13 protein-coding genes and 1 pseudogene are annotated in these 16,925 nt (G+C 63.7%); 10 read left to right on the plus strand and 4 right to left on the minus strand.

What is annotated here, in order from left to right; genetic code table 11:
- The first annotated feature begins 110 nt into the window (after positions 1-110).
- Positions 111-1,172 carry an isocitrate/isopropylmalate dehydrogenase family protein gene (locus AC5ZFO_RS19635; protein ID WP_282522739.1) on the plus strand — a complete coding sequence of 354 codons (1,062 nt, stop codon included), beginning with the start codon at positions 111-113 and terminating at the stop codon, positions 1,170-1,172.
- A 339-nt stretch (positions 1,173-1,511) separates the two neighbouring features.
- Complete coding sequence (cax, locus tag AC5ZFO_RS19640; RefSeq protein ID WP_282522740.1) at positions 1,512-2,612, plus strand: calcium/proton exchanger; 1,101 nt, start codon at positions 1,512-1,514, stop codon at positions 2,610-2,612.
- Positions 2,613-2,706: 94 nt separating this feature from the next.
- On the opposite strand, the gene AC5ZFO_RS19645 is transcribed toward cax, so the two are convergent.
- Both AC5ZFO_RS19645 and AC5ZFO_RS19650 read right to left on the minus strand, forming a co-directional pair.
- Positions 2,707-3,174, minus strand: a complete 468-nt coding sequence (locus AC5ZFO_RS19645; protein ID WP_282522741.1) for a hypothetical protein — start codon at positions 3,172-3,174, stop codon at positions 2,707-2,709.
- Positions 3,175-3,320: 146 nt separating this feature from the next.
- A complete protein-coding gene (locus AC5ZFO_RS19650) occupies positions 3,321-4,415 on the minus strand; it encodes an amidohydrolase family protein (protein WP_282522742.1) in 1,095 nt (364 codons plus the stop codon).
- A 334-nt stretch (positions 4,416-4,749) separates the two neighbouring features.
- Here AC5ZFO_RS19650 and AC5ZFO_RS19655 point away from each other — a divergent pair, with 334 nt between their 5' ends.
- Positions 4,750-5,103 (plus strand): UBP-type zinc finger domain-containing protein, encoded by a 354-nt coding sequence (locus AC5ZFO_RS19655; RefSeq protein WP_282522743.1) that lies wholly within the window; start codon positions 4,750-4,752, stop codon positions 5,101-5,103.
- A 101-nt stretch (positions 5,104-5,204) separates the two neighbouring features.
- Here the strand turns inward: AC5ZFO_RS19655 and AC5ZFO_RS19660 are convergent, their stop codons facing one another.
- Complete coding sequence (locus tag AC5ZFO_RS19660) at positions 5,205-5,948, minus strand: SDR family NAD(P)-dependent oxidoreductase (protein ID WP_282522836.1); 744 nt, start codon at positions 5,946-5,948, stop codon at positions 5,205-5,207.
- Positions 5,949-6,093: 145 nt separating this feature from the next.
- Here AC5ZFO_RS19660 and AC5ZFO_RS19665 point away from each other — a divergent pair, with 145 nt between their 5' ends.
- The 6 genes and pseudogenes from AC5ZFO_RS19665 (at position 6,094) to AC5ZFO_RS19690 (ending at position 13,592) form a co-directional block, all read left to right on the plus strand.
- On the plus strand, positions 6,094-6,864 hold the full coding sequence (locus tag AC5ZFO_RS19665; protein ID WP_282522744.1) for a methyltransferase domain-containing protein: 771 nt from the start codon (positions 6,094-6,096) through the stop codon (positions 6,862-6,864).
- Positions 6,865-7,076: 212 nt separating this feature from the next.
- Positions 7,077-8,078 carry a DctP family TRAP transporter solute-binding subunit gene (locus tag AC5ZFO_RS19670; protein ID WP_282522745.1) on the plus strand — a complete coding sequence of 334 codons (1,002 nt, stop codon included), beginning with the start codon at positions 7,077-7,079 and terminating at the stop codon, positions 8,076-8,078.
- A gap of 260 nt (positions 8,079-8,338) precedes the next feature.
- Positions 8,339-8,686: pseudogene (locus AC5ZFO_RS19675) on the plus strand (TRAP transporter small permease); the annotation flags it as partial.
- Positions 8,687-8,923: 237 nt separating this feature from the next.
- Positions 8,924-10,207, plus strand: a complete 1,284-nt coding sequence (locus AC5ZFO_RS19680) for a TRAP transporter large permease (protein ID WP_306664507.1) — start codon at positions 8,924-8,926, stop codon at positions 10,205-10,207.
- A gap of 117 nt (positions 10,208-10,324) precedes the next feature.
- Positions 10,325-11,473 carry a diguanylate cyclase domain-containing protein gene (locus tag AC5ZFO_RS19685; protein WP_496122408.1) on the plus strand — a complete coding sequence of 383 codons (1,149 nt, stop codon included), beginning with the start codon at positions 10,325-10,327 and terminating at the stop codon, positions 11,471-11,473.
- Between the two features lie 190 nt (positions 11,474-11,663).
- Positions 11,664-13,592 (plus strand): alkyl/aryl-sulfatase, encoded by a 1,929-nt coding sequence (locus AC5ZFO_RS19690; protein WP_282522747.1) that lies wholly within the window; start codon positions 11,664-11,666, stop codon positions 13,590-13,592.
- Positions 13,593-13,769: 177 nt separating this feature from the next.
- Here AC5ZFO_RS19690 and AC5ZFO_RS19695 read toward each other — a convergent pair whose 3' ends face one another.
- A complete protein-coding gene (locus AC5ZFO_RS19695) occupies positions 13,770-14,840 on the minus strand; it encodes a glycosyltransferase family 4 protein (RefSeq protein ID WP_282522748.1) in 1,071 nt (356 codons plus the stop codon).
- 271 nt (positions 14,841-15,111) lie between these two features.
- On the opposite strand from AC5ZFO_RS19695, the gene AC5ZFO_RS19700 reads away from it, so the two are divergent.
- On the plus strand, positions 15,112-16,875 hold the full coding sequence (locus AC5ZFO_RS19700) for an ABC transporter ATP-binding protein (RefSeq protein ID WP_496122409.1): 1,764 nt from the start codon (positions 15,112-15,114) through the stop codon (positions 16,873-16,875).
- Positions 16,876-16,925: the final 50 nt, after the last annotated feature.

Here is a 16,925-nt window from a genome sequence, read left to right on the forward strand (position 1 = left end):
GGCCGCTTCCACAGGCATATGCTTGCATGCTGTGTATGCGCGAAGGTCAGGCGATGCGGCCGGCAGCTGGCGTATGATCGCGCCAGCTGATGCAATCTTGGGGGATCACCATGCAAATCGTCGTTCTGCCCGGTGACGGCATCGGACCGGAGATCACGACGGCGACATCGGGCGTGCTGCGCGCGGCCTCCGAGCGCTTCCAGCTTGACCTGCGGCTCGAGGAGCACGCGGTCGGCCATGCGAGCCTGAAGCTATCAGGCACGACGGTGCGCCCCGAGTTGCTCGACATCGTCCGCGCCGCCGACGGCCTGATCCTGGGCCCGACCGCGACCTTCGACTTCAAGGACGAGGCCCGTGGCGAGATCAATCCGTCCAGGCATTTCCGCAAGAGCCTCGACCTCTACGCCAATGTCCGGCCCGCGCGCACCTATGCGGGGCGGCCCGGCCGGCTCGGCGAGTTCGACCTCGTCGTCGTGCGCGAGAACACCGAAGGGTTTTACGCCGACCGCAACATGGAGCAGGGCAATGGCGAGATGCTGGTCACGCCCGACGTCGTGATCTCGCTGCGCCGGATCACGCGCCTCTGCTGCGAGCGCATCGCGCACGCCGCCTGCCGTCTGGCGATGAAGCGGCGAAGACATTTGACCATCGTGCACAAGGCCAATGTGCTGAAACTCGGCGACGGCATGTTCCTCGACATCTGCCGTGCGGCGGCGAATGGCTATCCCGGCCTCGCAGTCGACGACGTCCTGGTCGACGCCATGATGGCGCATGTCGTGCGCAACCCCGATCGCTTCGACGTCATCGTCGCCACCAACATGTTCGGCGACATCCTGTCCGATCTCACGGCCGAGCTCTCCGGCAGCCTCGGCCTCGGCGGCTCGCTCAATGTCGGCGACCGCTATGCGATGGCGCAGGCGGCGCATGGCTCGGCACCTGACATCGCGGGGCAGGACGTCGCCAACCCGGTCTCGCTGATCCTCTCGACCGCCTTGCTGCTGGCCTGGCATGGCGAGAAGACCGGCGCCGTCCGCTATGAGGAAGCGGCGCGTGCGATCGAAGCCGCGGTGGCGAAGGCGATCGGCGAAGGCTGGGCGACGCGCGACATCGGCGGCAGGCTCGGCACGATTGCGGCGGGGGCTGCGGTTGCGGAGATCTTGCAGGCGGAGTGAGGAGCTCTCGCGATTTTATTGTGGGGCCCAACACAAAAAGTCGAAAAACAACCCCATGCACAGTAGAAGGTCCCTTGATCGATAAGGGATTTTCGGAGCGCGTCGCGACGACATTCGCGACCGTGATCGCGTTGACCCGTCGGGCAAAACACTGGCACAATACTATCGTGACTATCGTGCCAGGGGTCGGGGACGAGGGCGCTTTCCCATCATGCGCGATGTCCGCCTCATGCCATCCAGCGGCGTGCTTCATCCGGCTCACGTTGAGGCAGATCAATACTCAGCCCAAGCGTCCGCCAGACCTTTCCACCAACGCATCGATGGAAAGGGGCGGCTGACATGCAAACCCTGCTCAGGGAGATCCGGAATACGCCTTTGCTGTGGATGCTGGTCTTCGTGCCCATCGTGCTGGTGGCGGAGGCGGTCGCCCCGCATTCCCACACGCTGCTGTTCGTGCTGGCCGTGCTAGCGATCGTGCCGCTGGCGGCGCTGCTCAGCCACGCCACCGAAGCGGTCGCCGCCAGGACCGGCGATGCCGTGGGCGGACTGCTCAACGCAACGCTCGGCAATCTGACGGAGCTGATCATCGCCATCACGGCGCTGCGTGCAGGCGAGTACATGCTGGTGAAGGCCTCGATTGCCGGCGCGATCGTCACCAACGCGACATTCATGCTCGGCGCCTGCCTGCTGCTCGGCGGCCTGCGCTATCATGTGCAGGAGTACAATCGCGCCGGCGCGCGGCTGTCGTCCGGCCTGTTGCTGATGGCAACGGTCGCCCTGCTGGCGCCATCGGCGGTCGCCGACCTCGAACATCTGCCGCAGGACGGAGGCGTCATTCACAAGCTCAGCGTCGGCATTTCGATCCTGCTGATCGCGGCTTACGCGCTCGGCCTGTGGTTCTCGCTCGGGACCCACAAGGAATTGTTCGCAAGTGGCGATCACGGCGAGGACAAGGAGGCGCACTGGCCGATCAGCGTCGCCGTCGGGACGTTGCTGGTCGTCACCGTGCTGGTCGCGCTGGTGAGCGAGATCTTCGTGGAATCGGTGCAGAAAGCGGCGGAAACGTTCGGCATGAGTCCGGCCTTTGTCGGCTTCATCATCGTTTCGCTGGTCGGAGCCGCTGCCGAATTTGCGGTGGCCTTTGCCGCGGCGCGCAAGGACCGGCTCGACATGGTCGTCAGCATCGCGCTCGGCAGCGCCTCCCAGATTGCGCTGTTCGTTGCACCCGCGCTCGTGCTGCTCAGTTATGTCGTCGGACCCACGCCGATGAACCTTCAGTTCTGGCCTGGCGCCGTCACCATGGTGATGATCGCAACAGTCACGGCGACCTTCATCACCACCAGTGGGCGCTCGGCATGGTTCGTCGGCGTGCTCATGATCTTCATTTATGCGGTGTTTGCGCTGACGCTGTATGTGGTCCCGCCGGCGGGCGAGGGATGAGGTGCTGCTGCCCGTCGGAACAGGGGTGAATTGGCTCGTCGGGGGATGGCGGCCCGTGGCGAGCCATCCCCTGAAGCGGCGAATACGTTTCCCGCTAGTAGGCCCAATAGCTGCCGGAGGGCGGGCAATTGTCGCCGCCGTAGCCATAGCCGTAGTCGCCGCCGCCATAGCCGTAATACGATGCGGCCGGGTAGCCGTAGCCGTAGCCGTAGGCGGGATAACCGCCATAGTAGCCACCGTAGGACCCGCCATAGCCGCCGTAATAGGCGCTCCGCGCGATCGCGCCGCCGACGACCGCGCCGGCGGCCACACCGTAACCGAGGCCGCGATAGCCGTAGCCGCGATAACCCCAGCCTCCGCGGTAGCCCCAGCCGCCGCCGCGATAGCCGTAGCCGCCGCCGCGCCAGCCGCCGACCCAGCGCACTTCGGTGGTGGTCTGATCGACCATCGATTTCATCGTCGAAAGATGCGTCGGGATCGGCCCGGCCTGAGCGATTGTGCCTGATAGCAGGGCGCCGGCTCCGGCGAGAACGAAGGTACGCAGGGAATTCGAGGATGTCATGATCGATCATCTCCTTGGCTTACGGGCGGCGCTTCTGCGCGGCCATCGACAGCCTATTCCGGGATGGCGTTGCCGCGGCGGGCTTGATCTAGATCAAGCATCCTTGTCGCGCACCGCCGCGCCGTCAGGAGACGCTGCCCAATGCCCTAACCCTGCAAGCGGGGAACGAGACGTGCCGCGTTCTGATGGCCGATCGCATCGAGATCCTCTGTCGAGAGGCCAAGCTTCTGCAACTGCGCGAACTGGCCGAGGCCGAAATACGGATAGTCGCTGCCATAGGTGATCTGGGAGGCGGGCACGAGCTTGAGCAGCGCGGCCATGGACGGTGCGAAAGTCGCATTCGCGGTGTCGTAGTGAAGCCGGCGTAGTTCGCCTTCGATCCCGTCCGGCGCAAACTCCTTCAGGTCGGGCCGCGCCCCATAGAACGAATTGATGCGCCCGGCCATCATCGGTATCGTGCCGCCGGCGTGCGAGAATAGCCATTTGATGTCGCGGTGGCGGGCGAATGCGCCGCTGAGCAGAAGGCTCGTCACGGTGCGTGTGGTGTCGTGCGGGACTTCGATCACCGCCGGAAACGTGCCGACGCTGAGCCCGCTACAGCAACTCGCGACCAGCGGATGCACATAAACGACCGCCTTGCGACGGTTCAGTTCCTCGAACACCGGCCTGTAGGCGACATTGCCGAGCCATTTGTCGCCGTAGCTGCTTTGCAGTCCGATCCCATCCGCCTTCAGCGTGTCGAACGCATATTCGATCTCCCCAAGCGTGGCATCGACGTCCTGCATCGATAAGGTCGCGAACAGGCCGAAACGACCCGGATGGTCGCGCATCATCTCCGCCGCGTACTCGTTGCAGGCGCGCGCGAGCCGGCCGGCTTCCGCCGGCCCGAGGTCGAACCACACGCCGGGCGTGGAGGCGACCGACAGGATGCCTGTGCGTATGCCATTGCGATCCATGTCCTCGACGAGCTTGTCGCGGGTCCAGGCCACCTGACCGGGAAAGTGCGGTTGCTTGCGTGCGTCCTCATAGCCAAGCCAAAGCTTTTGATATTCGGGCGGATAGAAATGAAGATGGGTATCGATCAGCGCCGGCCTGGTCTGTCCGTGCACCGCAACGGCGGGGATGGCCGAGGCAAGGCCAAGCGCACCGACGCCAGCGAGAAAGCCGCGCCGCGACGAGGACGTGCCGCAACAGGTAGAGCAGGGCTGATGCCCTGCCGATTTCGGATCCCACGTCTTCATGTTGCGCGTCTCCGATGACGAACAGGCAAAGGCCTGTGGTGTTTCTATAGGCAGAACGCTTCGTCCATCCGCTGTCCGCGGTGTGGCTGCAGCGTGGGCGGTGATTGTTGGGGATTGGAATGTGCCGCTTTTTCGTCGCCGAACGATACCTCTTGTCACGCCTGCGCATCGCGGCCGCAACTTTGCGTGAACGCGGCACCAATTGTCCCGCGAGAGGCTCCGTGCTGTCGCGATGTTGACCCGTCGGACAAAACACTGGCAAAATGTGCACATGGCGGAGATCGCGGCGTGAATGCATCTGTGGTGACCGCGAGCATTTCCAGTGAGTTGACCTATGAAGTCTGAGAGGGATGGCATCAACCTCGCAGCCAAGCCAACCGGAACGGGTTGCGTGGAATGCTCGGTTGCGGGCGGGTGGTGGCTGCATCTTCGCAGATGCGTCGAATGCGGTCACATCGGCTGCTGCGATACTTCACCAAACCAGCACGCATCGAAACACAACGCGGCGACAGGTCACCCTGTTATCACGAGCTTCGAGCCGGGCGAACGATGGTTTTACGACTATCGCACAGGAGAGAGTTTTGCCGGCCCGAAGCTTCAAGGCCCTCACTCGCGTCCGTTGGATCAGCCGGTGCCCGGACCGGCCGAGGCGGTGCCTTCAGACTGGCAAACGCTCCTCCATGAATAGGGAGTCTGATCGGACGCTGTCCGCTCCCGAGAGCAGAGTGGACGTGGCATGCTTTCGCGGGCTGATCGGACTTGGGAGCCTCGGACTTGGGAGCCCTCGCCCTAAAACTGATATCTCCGCAGTCCCCCATCCACCGGGATCACCGTCCCCGTGATGTAGCGCGCCACCGGCGACGCCAGAAACACCGCGAGCGCCGCGAGGTCCTCCGGCTCGCCCCAATAGCCGACCGGGATTTCTTCTTCCGCAAAGCGCTCGCGGTAATCCGGTGGGTAGTTGCGGCGGATCTGCTCGCTCATGATGCGGCCGGGCGGGATGCAGTTGATGGTGATGCCGTGCTCGCCGATCTCGCGCGACAGGCCTTTTGCCCAGGCGTGCACGGCGGCTTTCGCGGCGAACGCCGCGTTGAGGCCTTCCGGCTCGGACTTGCCGGTGATGTTGACGATGCGGCCCCATTTGCGCTCGATCATCTGCGGCAGCAGCGCGTGCGCGATGCGGCGGTAGCTGGTGAAATTCAGCGCGATCGCCTCGTCCCATTTGCTGTCGGGCGCATCGACCGGCAGCGGGCGGCTGCCGCCGGCATTGTTGATGAGGATGTCGACATGGCCGAGCGCCTTTTGCGCAAAGGCCGCGATGTTCTCCGCGGCGTCCTTGGCCATCACGTCCTGCTCGAACGGTGTGATCAGGCCGGAGCCGACTTCCTGCACCAGCTCGGCAAGGAGATCAGTGCGCCGCGCCACGCCGACGACGCGGACGCCTTCGGCAGCCAGGCCCTTGGCGATGGCGCGGCCGATGCCGATGCTCGCTCCTGTCACGACTGCGGTTTTCGATTTGAGCCCGAGGTCCATGGTCACACGCTCTCTTGTTTGCTTTTTGCTTCTTGTCGTTCGTTTCCTGCCCGTCCCGCGGGCTTCGCGAATTGCCTGAGCGGGACGAGCAGTGGTAACCAAGAGCCTCGACGAAGGAAACACGAAAAAGAAAAGGCGTTGAGCAATGGTCTGGGATCCGCAGCAATATCTGAAATTCTCCGGCCATCGGCTTCGGCCCGCCGTCGACCTGTTGATGCGGATTCCGGATTTCGCCCCGCGCGCGATCGCCGATCTCGGGGCAGGGGCCGGCAACGTGACCAAACTGATCAAGGAGCGCTGGCCGGACGCGACCGTGACCGGTGTCGAGGGCTCGGCCGAGATGGTGGCCGCGGGCCGCAAGGCGGCGCCGGATGTGGAATGGTCGCACGAGGATCTCGGCCATTGGCACCCCGCCAGGCAATACGATTTGATCTATTCCAATGCCGCCCTGCACTGGCTGCCCAATCATGCGGCGCTGTTTCCGTCAGTCATGGAGAAGGTGGCGCCCGGCGGCATGCTTGCGGTGCAGATGCCGCGCAACTTCCTCGCGCCATCGCATGTGCTGATCGGCGAGACGGCGCTGAACGGTCCGTGGCGGTCAAAGGTCGAGCATCTCGTTACCCCGCCGCCGGTCGAAGGGCCGGCCTTCTATCATGATTTGCTCGCGCCGCTTTCCCAGAACGTTGACATCTGGGAGACCGAATATCTGCAGGTGCTCGAAGGCGACAATCCCGTGAAGGAGTGGACCAAGGGGACCTGGCTGACGCGCTATCTCGACATCCTGCAGGGCGACGAGAAGGCTGCGTTCGAGGCCGCCTATGGCGAGCGGGTCGCGAAGGCCTATCCGAAGAATGCCGCGGGGCAGACGCTGTTTCCGTTCCGGCGTCTGTTCATGGTCGCCGAGCGCAAGAGCTGATCACACTGCCGCAATGCGACATAAACCGTTCGCAACCCGGAACTGGGAGCGGGTCCCGGGTTGCGCGGACAACAGCCGTCAAGCTAGCTTGCCTGTGACAAATTGGGCTTAGGTCTAGTTGTTCGGGTGGTAGATTGCTGCCACTACTGGGCTGCAAACCGGGCTGTAAAACAAAAAGAACCCGGTTTTAGAGGTTGTTGGGAGGTTATTTCATGCGCAAGCTGCTTCTTGCAGTCGCCGCCGCAGCTATTCTCGTTGCCCCTGTCTTGGCCCAGGCCCAGAGCCCTATCGTCATCAAGTTCAGCCACGTCGTCGCCAACGATACCCCGAAGGGCAAGGGCGCGCTGAAGTTCAAGGAGCTCGCCGAGAAGTACACCGACGGCAAGGTCAAGATCGAAGTCTATCCGAACTCCTCGCTCTACAAGGACAAGGAGGAGATCGAGGCGCTTCAGCTCGGTTCGGTGCAGATGCTGGCGCCCTCGACCGCGAAATTCGCGCCGCTCGGTATCAAGGAATTCGAGGCGCTCGACCTGCCCTGGCTGTTCAAGGACGACGAGACCTATTCCAGCGCGATGAAGGGCACCGTCGGCAAATGGCTGTTCCAGAAGCTGGAAGCCAAGGGCATCACCGGGCTCGCCTATTGGGACAACGGCTTCCACATGGTGTCGTCGAACCGTGCGCTGACGAAGCCCGAGGATTTCAAGGGCCTGAAGTTCCGCATTTCCGGATCGAAGATCGCCGACCAGTATTTCCGCCTGATGGGATCGATCCCGCAGATCATGGCGTTCTCCGAAGTCTACCAGGCGCTGCAAACCGGCGTGGTCGACGGCTGCGAGAACACCGCGTCCAACTATCTGACGCAGAAGTTCTACGAGGTGCAGAAGGACATCACCGTGTCCTATCACGCGCATCTGCAATATGCCGTGATCGTCAACTCGAAATTCTGGTCCGGACTGCCGCCTGACATCCGCACCCAGCTCGAGAAGGCGATGGTGGATGCAACCGAGTACACCAACCAGATCGCGCACCAGGAGAACGAGGACGCGCTGGCCGAGATCAAGAAGACGGGCAAGACCAAGCTGCATTATCTGACTGACGCCGATCGCAAGGCGTGGCAGGAAGCGATGCAGCCGACTTACAAATGGGCAAAGGGCCGGGTCGGGCAGGAGGTGCTCGATCTCGTCGCCAAGGAACTCGACGTCAAGATGAACTGACGCGTTTTCCGCAAGGACAATACGAACGGTCGGGAGTGTGCGCACTCCCGGCCGTTTCGCATCGATAGGGGGACTTTGATTTGCTTCGCGTGCTCAACCAGGCGCTCAACCATCTCGAAGAATGGCTGATCGCGACGCTCATCGCGGCTGCAACCGGCTTGATCTTCATCGCCGTGTTGCACCGTTACGGCGCAGGCGAATCGATCGTCCTCTCCAGATGGGCGGCTGCGCACGGGATGAGCTGGCTCGCGACCCTGTCGATGGCGGTGTTCACCTTCCTGTCCGAGCTCGACCTGTCCTGGGCGCAGGAACTCTGCATCTACATGTTCATCTGGATGGCCAAGTTCGGCGCGGCCTATGGCGTGCGCACCGGCATCCATGTCGGCGTCGACCTGCTCGTCAACCGCCTGCCAGAACATTCGCGCAAGCACGTGATCCTGTTCTCGCTGCTCTGCGGCGCGCTCTTCACCGGCATGATCGCCGCCTTCGGCGCCTCCTTCGTCGCCGAGATGTTCAAGACCGGCCAGCAATCGAACGACCTCGAAGCGCCGATGTGGTTCGTCTATCTGGCGATCCCGCTCGGCTCCGGCCTGATGTGCTTCCGCTTCCTCCAGGTCTCGTGGTCCTACTACTGGACCGGCCATCTGCCGCATCACGACGAGAGCCATGTCGAGGGCGTGGAGGCCGACGTCTCGCCGGCGCTGCATCCCCAGCCCGCCGGCGCGGCGACCAGGGCCGCTGCGCGAAAAGTGTCGCCGCTCGGCGTGATCCTGATCATGGCGCCGATCCTGATCTTCGCGATGTGTCTCGCCGAGAAGTTCGGCGTGGTGGTGCTGCCGCACTGGATGCGTGCGGCGACCGTGTTCGCGCTGCTGATCGCGCTGATGCTGACCGGCATCCCGGTCTCGATCGCGCTCGGCCTCACCGTGATGACGTTCCTGTTCACGCTGACCACGGTGCCGATCGAAGCGGTCTCGATGAAGCTCTTCACCGGCATCGAGGGGTTCGAGATCATGGCGATCCCGTTCTTCATCCTCGCCGGCAATTTCCTCACCCATGGCGGTGTCGCGCGCCGCATGATCAATTTCGCGACCTCGCTGATCGGCCACTGGCACGGTGGCCTCGGCCTTGCCGGCATCGTCGCCTGCGCGATGTTCGCGCTGGTGTGCGGCTCGAGCGTCGCCACCGTCGCCGCGATCGGCGCCATCGTGCTGCCGGAGATGGTGCGGCACGGCTATCCGATGCGCTTCGGCGCCGGCATCATCACCGTTGCCGGCTCACTCGGCATCCTGATGTTGCCCTCGATTCCGAAGATCGTCTACGCGGTCTCCACCAACACCTCGATCGGCGCGCTGTTCGTCGCGGGCCTGCTGCCGGGCATTCTGCTGACGACCATGCTCTGCATCGTCACCTGGTGGCTCGCCCGCAAGCGCGATTATCCACGGCTGCCGAAGGCGACCTGGGGCGAGACGGTGCGCACCTTCCGCGAGAGCATCTGGGGATTGATGCTGGTCGTCATCATCATCGGCGGCATCTATAGCGGCCTGTTCACCGCCACCGAGGCGGCCGCGATGGCTGCGGTCTACTCCTTCATCATCGCGGTGTTCGTCTACAAGGCCATCAAGATCGTGGACGTGCCGCGGGTGCTGCTGCGCGCCGCCAACACCAGCGCGATGCTGCTCTACATCGTCACCAACGCGGTGCTGTTCTCCTTCGTGCTCTCCAACGAGAACCTACCGGCGACCTTGGCCGACTGGATCGCGGCACAGAATCTCGGCTGGGTCGGCTTCCTGCTGGTCGTCAACATCCTCCTGCTGCTCGCCGGCAACTTCATGGAGCCGAACTCGATCATCCTGATCATGGCGCCGATCCTGGCGCCGGCGGCCAAGAAGCTCGGCATCGACCTCGTGCATTTCGGCATCGTGATGGACGTCAACATGGAGGTCGGCCTCTGCCATCCGCCTGTCGGCTTGAACCTCTACGTCGCCTCGATGATCGCGCGAATGCGGATCACAGATCTCGCGGTCGCGGTGATGCCGTGGTTGATCACCATGCTCGGCTTCCTCGTGATCGTGACCTACTGGCCCGATTTGACGCTGTGGCTGCCGCGGGTGCTCGGGATGCACTAGCCTATCTCGGCCAGACATGGCTAACGCGCGGTAAACCCGCACGCTCAAATGCCATCGCTGCGCTGGGAACCGATTTTACGGATTTGCGGTAGAACCATGTCAGCGGGTGGGGCTGGCATGTTCTTCAACAGAATGGAATCCGGACGGGCGTCGATTTCCGACGCCGTCTATATGGAAGTCATCACGGGCCTTCACGGCACGACGGTGCCCAACATTCTTGCGGCCGCCTGCCTGGCGATGGTCGGCGCGATCACGACCTATGAGACCGGTGATAAGGTGACGGCGGCCCTGACGGTCGCTGGTGTCGTGGTGGCCATCGTCCGTCTGTTCGAAATTGTCGCATTCCGGCGTCGCCTCGCGCGTCCACCGCAGTTCGCTCGGGCCGAGGCCGTGATCTGGGAGCGGCGTTACATAGCCGGCACCGTTGTAACGGCGCTCGTGCTTGGCGTCTTTGCCGCGCGCAGCATCGTGCTGGGTGATGCGCTCTGCTCCGTGATGGCGATCGGCATCGGCTTCGGCTTTGGCGCCGGCGTGGTGGCGCGGCTGGCGCTGCGTCCGGTCGCGGCGCTGCTCGATCTCGTCGCAATCGCAGCGCCTGCTGCGATCGTGACCTTCATGCAGCCCGATCTGCGCCACGTCGGGCTCGGGCTCCTCATCCTGATGTATGTAGCCGCCAGTTTCGAGATGGTGCGGCTGAGCTTCAACGCCTCGATCAACCAGATCACGCTGAAGCGGCAGTTCGAGCAGCTGTCGCGCTTGGACCCGATGACCGGCGTGTCCAATCGTTCGGTGCTGGCCACGGACCTGCCGCAGATGCTGGCGGCCGGGATGATTGCCGTCCATACGCTCGATCTCGACCGCTTCAAGGAGGCGAACGACCGGTTCGGCCATCCCGTCGGTGACGCATTGCTGAAGCAGGTCGCCGGGCGGCTTAAGGTGCTCGCCGCGCAGGATGACCTCGTGGTCCGGATGGGCGGCGACGAGTTCGTCCTGGTGCAGCGCGCGGCGGCTGATGCGGAAGCGATGGCGCAGCGCATCGTGCAGTCGATCAGCGCGGCCTATGATATCGATGGACAAATGATCGAGCTCGGCGTCAGCATCGGGGTCGCCGTCGCGCCGGACGATGGGCGCACCGCGGAGGCGCTGCTGTCGCGCTCCGACAAGGCGCTTTATCGGGCCAAGCAGGAACGCGGCGGCTATGTGCTGGCGCGGGAGTTGCGGATGGCGGATAAGATCGTACCTTCCACCAAAGGGCTCGCCGCGTAGACGGTGCACCCTCTTGCGAGCGGAGTCGTAGCCCGGATGGAGCGAAGCGCAATCCGGGGCCGGCTCGATTATGGCACGATTCCCGGATTGCGCTTCGCTCCTTCCGGGCTACGCATTCCTCCTCCACCAGCGATGGCAATCACGCGCGAGATGCGGTTAGATGACCGCAACGAGCCGGGAGGAAACAAACATGACCGAAATCAGCAGCGAGCCGAAGGACGCAACACCCTCCGTCATCGCGCAGCAAACGGCGATGCTGAATGCGCTGCCGTTTTCCGACACGCGGGATTTCGACGATGCCGCGCGCGGCTTCCTCGGCACGATCGAGAACGCGGAGATCACCAACCCGCAGGGGCGGATGGTCTGGAGCCTGAAGCCCTACGGTTTCCTGTCGTCCGAGCAGGCGCCGCCGACCGTCAATCCGAGCCTGTGGCGGCAGTCGCGGCTCAACATGCAGCACGGGCTGTTCGAGGTCGTGCCCGGCGTCTACCAGGTGCGCGGGCTCGACATCGCCAACATGACGCTGATCGAGGGCGACAGCGGCGTCATCGTCGTGGACACGCTGACGTCGATCGAGGGCGCACGTGCCGCGCTCGATCTCTATTACAGGCATCGTGGCCAGAAGCCGGTCGCCGCCGTCATTTTCACCCACACCCATACCGACCATTGGGGTGGCGCGCGCGGTGTGCTGGAGGAGGATGCGCTGGCGACCGGGCGCGTGCCCATCATCGCGCCGAGCCTGTTCATGGAGCACGCCGTCTCCGAGAACATCATCGCGGGGCCGGCGATGCTGCGCCGGGCGCAGTACCAGTTCGGCCCGTTCCTCGCCAAGGGGGCGCGAGGGCAGGTCGATTGCGGCCTCGGCAAGTCGATGGCGGCGGGATCGGTCGCGCTGATGCGGCCGACCGATCTGATCATGGCGACCGGCGACAGGCGCGTGATCGACGGCGTCGAATTCGAATTCCAGATGGCGCCGAACAGCGAAGCTCCGGCGGAGATGCACTTCTTCATCCCGCGTTACAGACTGTTGAACCTCGCGGAGAACTGCACCCACAATTTCCACAATCTGCTGCCGTTCCGCGGCGCCGATGTGCGCGATGCGCTGGCCTGGTCGAAGTACCTCAATGAGGCCTTGCGGCTCTGGGACGGCAAGGCGGAGGCGATGTGCGGGCAGCATCACTGGCCGGTGTGGGGCCGCGAGCGCATCGGCACGATGATCCGGCAGCAGCGCGATCTCTACAAGTTCGCGCATGACCAGACCATCCGCCTGATGAACCACGGCCTCACCGCCGCCGAGATCGCCGAGACGATCCAGTTGCCGAAGAGCCTGGAGGGCGCCTGGCATGGCCGCGGCTATTACGGCCATATCCGGCATAACGTGAAGGCGATTTACCAGAAATATCTCGGCTGGTACGATGCCAATCCGGTCAATCTCGATCCGCTGCCGCCGGTCGAGTCCGGCAAGAAGTATGTCGAGTACATGGGTGGCGCTGAGGCCATCCTCGCGCGCGCACGCAAGGACTTCGACAAAGGCGAGTTTCGCTTTGTCGCGCAGGCGCTCGGGCATCTCGTCTTCGCGGAGCCGGAGAATGAAGCGGCGCGTGCGTTGCTCGCGGATACGCTCGAGCAGCTCGGTTACGCCGCCGAGAGCTCGACCTGGCGCAACGCCTATCTGTTCGGCGCGCAGGAGCTGCGTCAGGGCATGCCCAAGACCCCACCGCGTCCGCCGATGCCGCGCGAGACGCTGGCGGCGCTACGCACCGAGCAGCTCTGGGACGTGCTCGGCATTCGGCTCAACGGCCCCAAGGCCGAGGGCAAGCACATCGTGCTGAACTGGAGCTTTTCCGATACCGGCGAGATATTCGCGCTCAATTTGGAAAACTCTGCGCTGACCTATACCGAAGGCGTGCAGGCGGAGAATGCGGACGCGAGCTTCACGCTCGCGCGCGCAACGCTCGATGAAGTCATCGCGAAACTGACGAGCTTTCCGGAAGCGGTCGCCGCCGGCAAGATCAAGCTCACGGGCAACCCGATGCGGCTTGCCGAGCTGATGGGCCTGATGGACGAGTTTCCAAGGATGTTCGAGATCGTGGAGCCGAAGAGAGCAGTGGTGACGTAAGGCGCCGCTCGCCTCGTTCTCGCTGGCATCGCCCTCCGCACCCTCGCTGTCATCGCCCGGCTTGACCGGGCGATCCAGTATTCAAGAGACCGCAGTGCTTGAGCCGAGAAGCCGCGGAGTACTGGATGCCCCGGTCAAGCCGGGGCATGACAGTGTATCGTGAGGTGAAAGCGGCCCTTACTCCGCGCTGCTGACCAGCTTGATCCGCGGCGCCTGCGCTTCCGTCAGGCTGCGATAGGCCGCGAGATAATCCAGCGCCATCCGCCGCGCCGTGAAGCGCGTCTCGAACTGCTTGCGGATCGCCGCGCGATCGAGTTGCGGCAGGCGCTTGACGACGCCGGCGGCGCTGATGATGTCCTCGACCACGAAGCCGGTGAGGCCCTCGTCGATGATCTCGGGCACCGAGCCGCGATTGAACGCGACGACCGGCGTGCCGCAGGCCATGGCTTCGATCATCACGAGGCCGAATGGCTCCGGCCAGTCGATCGGCAGCAGGAGGCCGAGCGCGCCGCTCAGGAAGTCCGATTTCTCGTGGTCACTGATCTCGCCGATGAAGTCGACCAGCGGATTGTTATGGATCATCGGCTTGATCAGCTCGTCGTAATAGTCCTGGTCGGCGCGATCGACCTTGGCCGCGATCTTCAGCGGGATGCCGCAATGCATCGCGATCTTGATGGCGCGGTCGACACCCTTCTCGGGCGCGATGCGGCCGAGCACGGCGAGATATTCCTGCTTCGCCGGCTTCGGCGTCAGCAAGTTCTCCGGCAGGCCGTGGTGGATGGTCGTCACCCAATTCGCCTGCGGCACCGGCCTGCGTTGTGCGTTCGAGATCGAGATGACAGGCATCTCGGAGAAGGTGTTGAACACAGGCTGATGCTCCGGCAGGTCGAGCCGGCCGTGCAGCGTGGTCAGGAACGGGGTCGGCTGCCGGTGGAACAGGGACCACGGATAGTAATCGAGATGGAAGTGGAGGAAATCGAACTCCTCGTCGTCACATTTTTGCCGCACGCGCTCCAGGAGCACCATATGCAGCGCGTTGGGATCGCGCACGGAACCGTCGAGACGAAGCGCCCGCGGCCATAATGCGTCCAGCTTCGCCGACGTCTGCGAGTCACCGCTGGCGAACAGGGTCACATCGTGTCCAAGGGCAACCAATTCCTCCGTCAACCAGTGCACCACCCGCTCGGTACCGCCATACAGCTTGGGTGGAACAGCCTCCGTCAACGGAGCTACCTGCGCGATGCGCATCTCGCCATCTCCTCTGTGATCATGGAAGTTAAACCCCCGCCGTGTCTCGCCACCGGCATGCCAGTCGAGGGAACGTTCTCGCAATTGCGAAGTTCCTTCAACGAACGTTACTTCTTCGACACACTTCAGTCGGCCGCGATGCTGCCATCTCCTCTTCTCACATCGTCCGCATCCGCATGTCGTGATGGCCTGGCCCGGAACCGAGGCGAAGCGGTCGATGTTCAATCCGCTAATAGAAAAATCGAAATCAATACGACGGGGTCGCAGTCACATGGATCATCTTTCTGGTTACGCGCGCAGGCCATTTGCCTTTGTCTTGCGCTATCTGCGGCGACGGCCGGCATCGCATCTCGTGATCCTGACCGCTGTTGTTGCAGCCGTTGCCTGTTCTGTGGGCACGCAATACGGCGTCAAATCCCTGGTCGACAGCCTGTCCGCGGGAACTTCGCACGGTGGCAGCGTATGGCTGGCATTCATTTTACTCATGTCGCTGATTGCGGCCGACAATTTCCTGTGGCGGATCGCGAGCTGGACCGCGAGCTTCACCTTCGTTCGTGTCACGGGCGATTTGCGTCGTGACATATTTCGTCATCTGACCGGACACGCGCCGAGCTATTTCTCGGATCGCATGCCGGGCATGCTCACGAGCCGTATCACCGCGACCTCGAACGCGGTGTTCACGGTCGAGAACATGTTCGTCTGGAATGTGTTGCCGCCGTGCATCGCCACACTTGCGGCCATCGGTCTGATTGGAACCGTCAGTCCCTATATGGCACTCGGCCTGATCGTGGTCGCGGGCGGTATGGTGATAGCGATGTTCCATCTGGCTGCAGCCGGCAAGCCGCTGCATGACGACTTCGCCGACAAGGCTGCCGTCGTCGACGGCGAGATGATCGACGTCATCAGCAACATGCCGCTGGTCCGCGCCTTCTGCGGCATCGGTCATGAGCATGAGCGCTTCGACGCGACGGTGAACCGGGAACTGACCGCGCGTGGCCGTAGCCTGCGTTATCTGGAAAAGCTGCGGCTCACGCATGCCGGTGTGACGGTGGTCCTGACGGTGGCGCTGATGGCCTGGGCGATCACGCTCTGGCAGCAGGGCGAGGCGACCACCGGCGATGTCGTGCTGGTCTGTACGCTCGGCCTCTCCATTCTCAACGCGACGCGCGACCTCGCGGTGGCGCTGGTCGATGTCACCCAGCACGTCGCGCGCCTGACCGAGGCGATCGCGACCTTGCTCGTGCCGCATGAATTGCGCGATCATCCCGAGGCTGAGCCGCTGATGAAGAGCGGCGCCGCGATCGCGTACAACAACGTCACCTTCGGCTATCCCGGCGGCGAGAAGATCTTTGAACGGTTCAGCCTGCGGCTTCAGCCCGGCCAGCGCGTCGGTCTGGTCGGCCAGTCGGGCGGGGGGAAATCCACCCTGTTCACGTTGCTGCAGCGGTTCTACGATGTCGATGAAGGCAGCGTGACCATCGACGGGCAGGATATTTCCAAGGTGACCCAGCTGAGCCTGCGTGAGGCCATCTCGGTCGTGCCGCAGGATATCTCGCTATTCCACCGCTCCATCCGCGAGAACATCCGCTACGGCCGTCCGAACGCGACCGACGACGAGGTGCTGCGCGCGGCGATCGCGGCGCGCTGCGATTTCATCGACAGCCTGCCGGAAGGTCTCGACACGATGGTCGGCGACCGCGGTGTCAAGATGTCCGGCGGCCAGCGCCAGCGCATCGCGATCGCGCGGGCCTTCCTGAAGGACGCGCCGATCCTGCTGCTGGACGAAGCGACCGCCGCGCTCGACAGCGAATCCGAGGAGGCGATCCGCGAGGCGCTGTCGCGCCTGATGCGCGGCCGCACCGTGATCGCGATCGCGCACCGGCTGGCGACGCTGCGAAATTTCGATCGCGTCCTGGTGCTGAAGAATGGCAAGATCATCGAGGACGGCGCGCCCGACCGCCTGATGCAGGGCCACGGCCCCTACCGTGAGCTGGTGACGCAGGAGATGAGCCGGCTGGCGAAGTTCGCCGCGTAAGTCCAACAGTTGCGTTTGCGTTGGTCGCGTTCGAAAAACTGGCCGCAGGG

The sequence above is a fragment of the Bradyrhizobium sp. Unk1 genome (genome assembly GCF_059512345.1).

Coding starts and splice junctions, on each gene's coding strand:
- AC5ZFO_RS19650 (WP_282522742.1), bottom strand. CDS start 4,415: ATGAAGACGTGGGATCCGAAATCGGCAGGGCATCAGCCCTGCTCTACC.
- AC5ZFO_RS19685 (WP_496122408.1), top strand. CDS start 10,325: ATGTTCTTCAACAGAATGGAATCCGGACGGGCGTCGATTTCCGACGCC.
- AC5ZFO_RS19665 (WP_282522744.1), top strand. CDS start 6,094: ATGGTCTGGGATCCGCAGCAATATCTGAAATTCTCCGGCCATCGGCTT.
- AC5ZFO_RS19695 (WP_282522748.1), bottom strand. CDS start 14,840: ATGCGCATCGCGCAGGTAGCTCCGTTGACGGAGGCTGTTCCACCCAAG.
- cax (WP_282522740.1), top strand. CDS start 1,512: ATGCAAACCCTGCTCAGGGAGATCCGGAATACGCCTTTGCTGTGGATG.
- AC5ZFO_RS19700 (WP_496122409.1), top strand. CDS start 15,112: ATGGATCATCTTTCTGGTTACGCGCGCAGGCCATTTGCCTTTGTCTTG.
- AC5ZFO_RS19660 (WP_282522836.1), bottom strand. CDS start 5,948: ATGGACCTCGGGCTCAAATCGAAAACCGCAGTCGTGACAGGAGCGAGC.
- AC5ZFO_RS19635 (WP_282522739.1), top strand. CDS start 111: ATGCAAATCGTCGTTCTGCCCGGTGACGGCATCGGACCGGAGATCACG.
- AC5ZFO_RS19670 (WP_282522745.1), top strand. CDS start 7,077: ATGCGCAAGCTGCTTCTTGCAGTCGCCGCCGCAGCTATTCTCGTTGCC.
- AC5ZFO_RS19645 (WP_282522741.1), bottom strand. CDS start 3,174: ATGACATCCTCGAATTCCCTGCGTACCTTCGTTCTCGCCGGAGCCGGC.
- AC5ZFO_RS19655 (WP_282522743.1), top strand. CDS start 4,750: ATGAAGTCTGAGAGGGATGGCATCAACCTCGCAGCCAAGCCAACCGGA.
- AC5ZFO_RS19690 (WP_282522747.1), top strand. CDS start 11,664: ATGACCGAAATCAGCAGCGAGCCGAAGGACGCAACACCCTCCGTCATC.
- AC5ZFO_RS19680 (WP_306664507.1), top strand. CDS start 8,924: ATGCGTGCGGCGACCGTGTTCGCGCTGCTGATCGCGCTGATGCTGACC.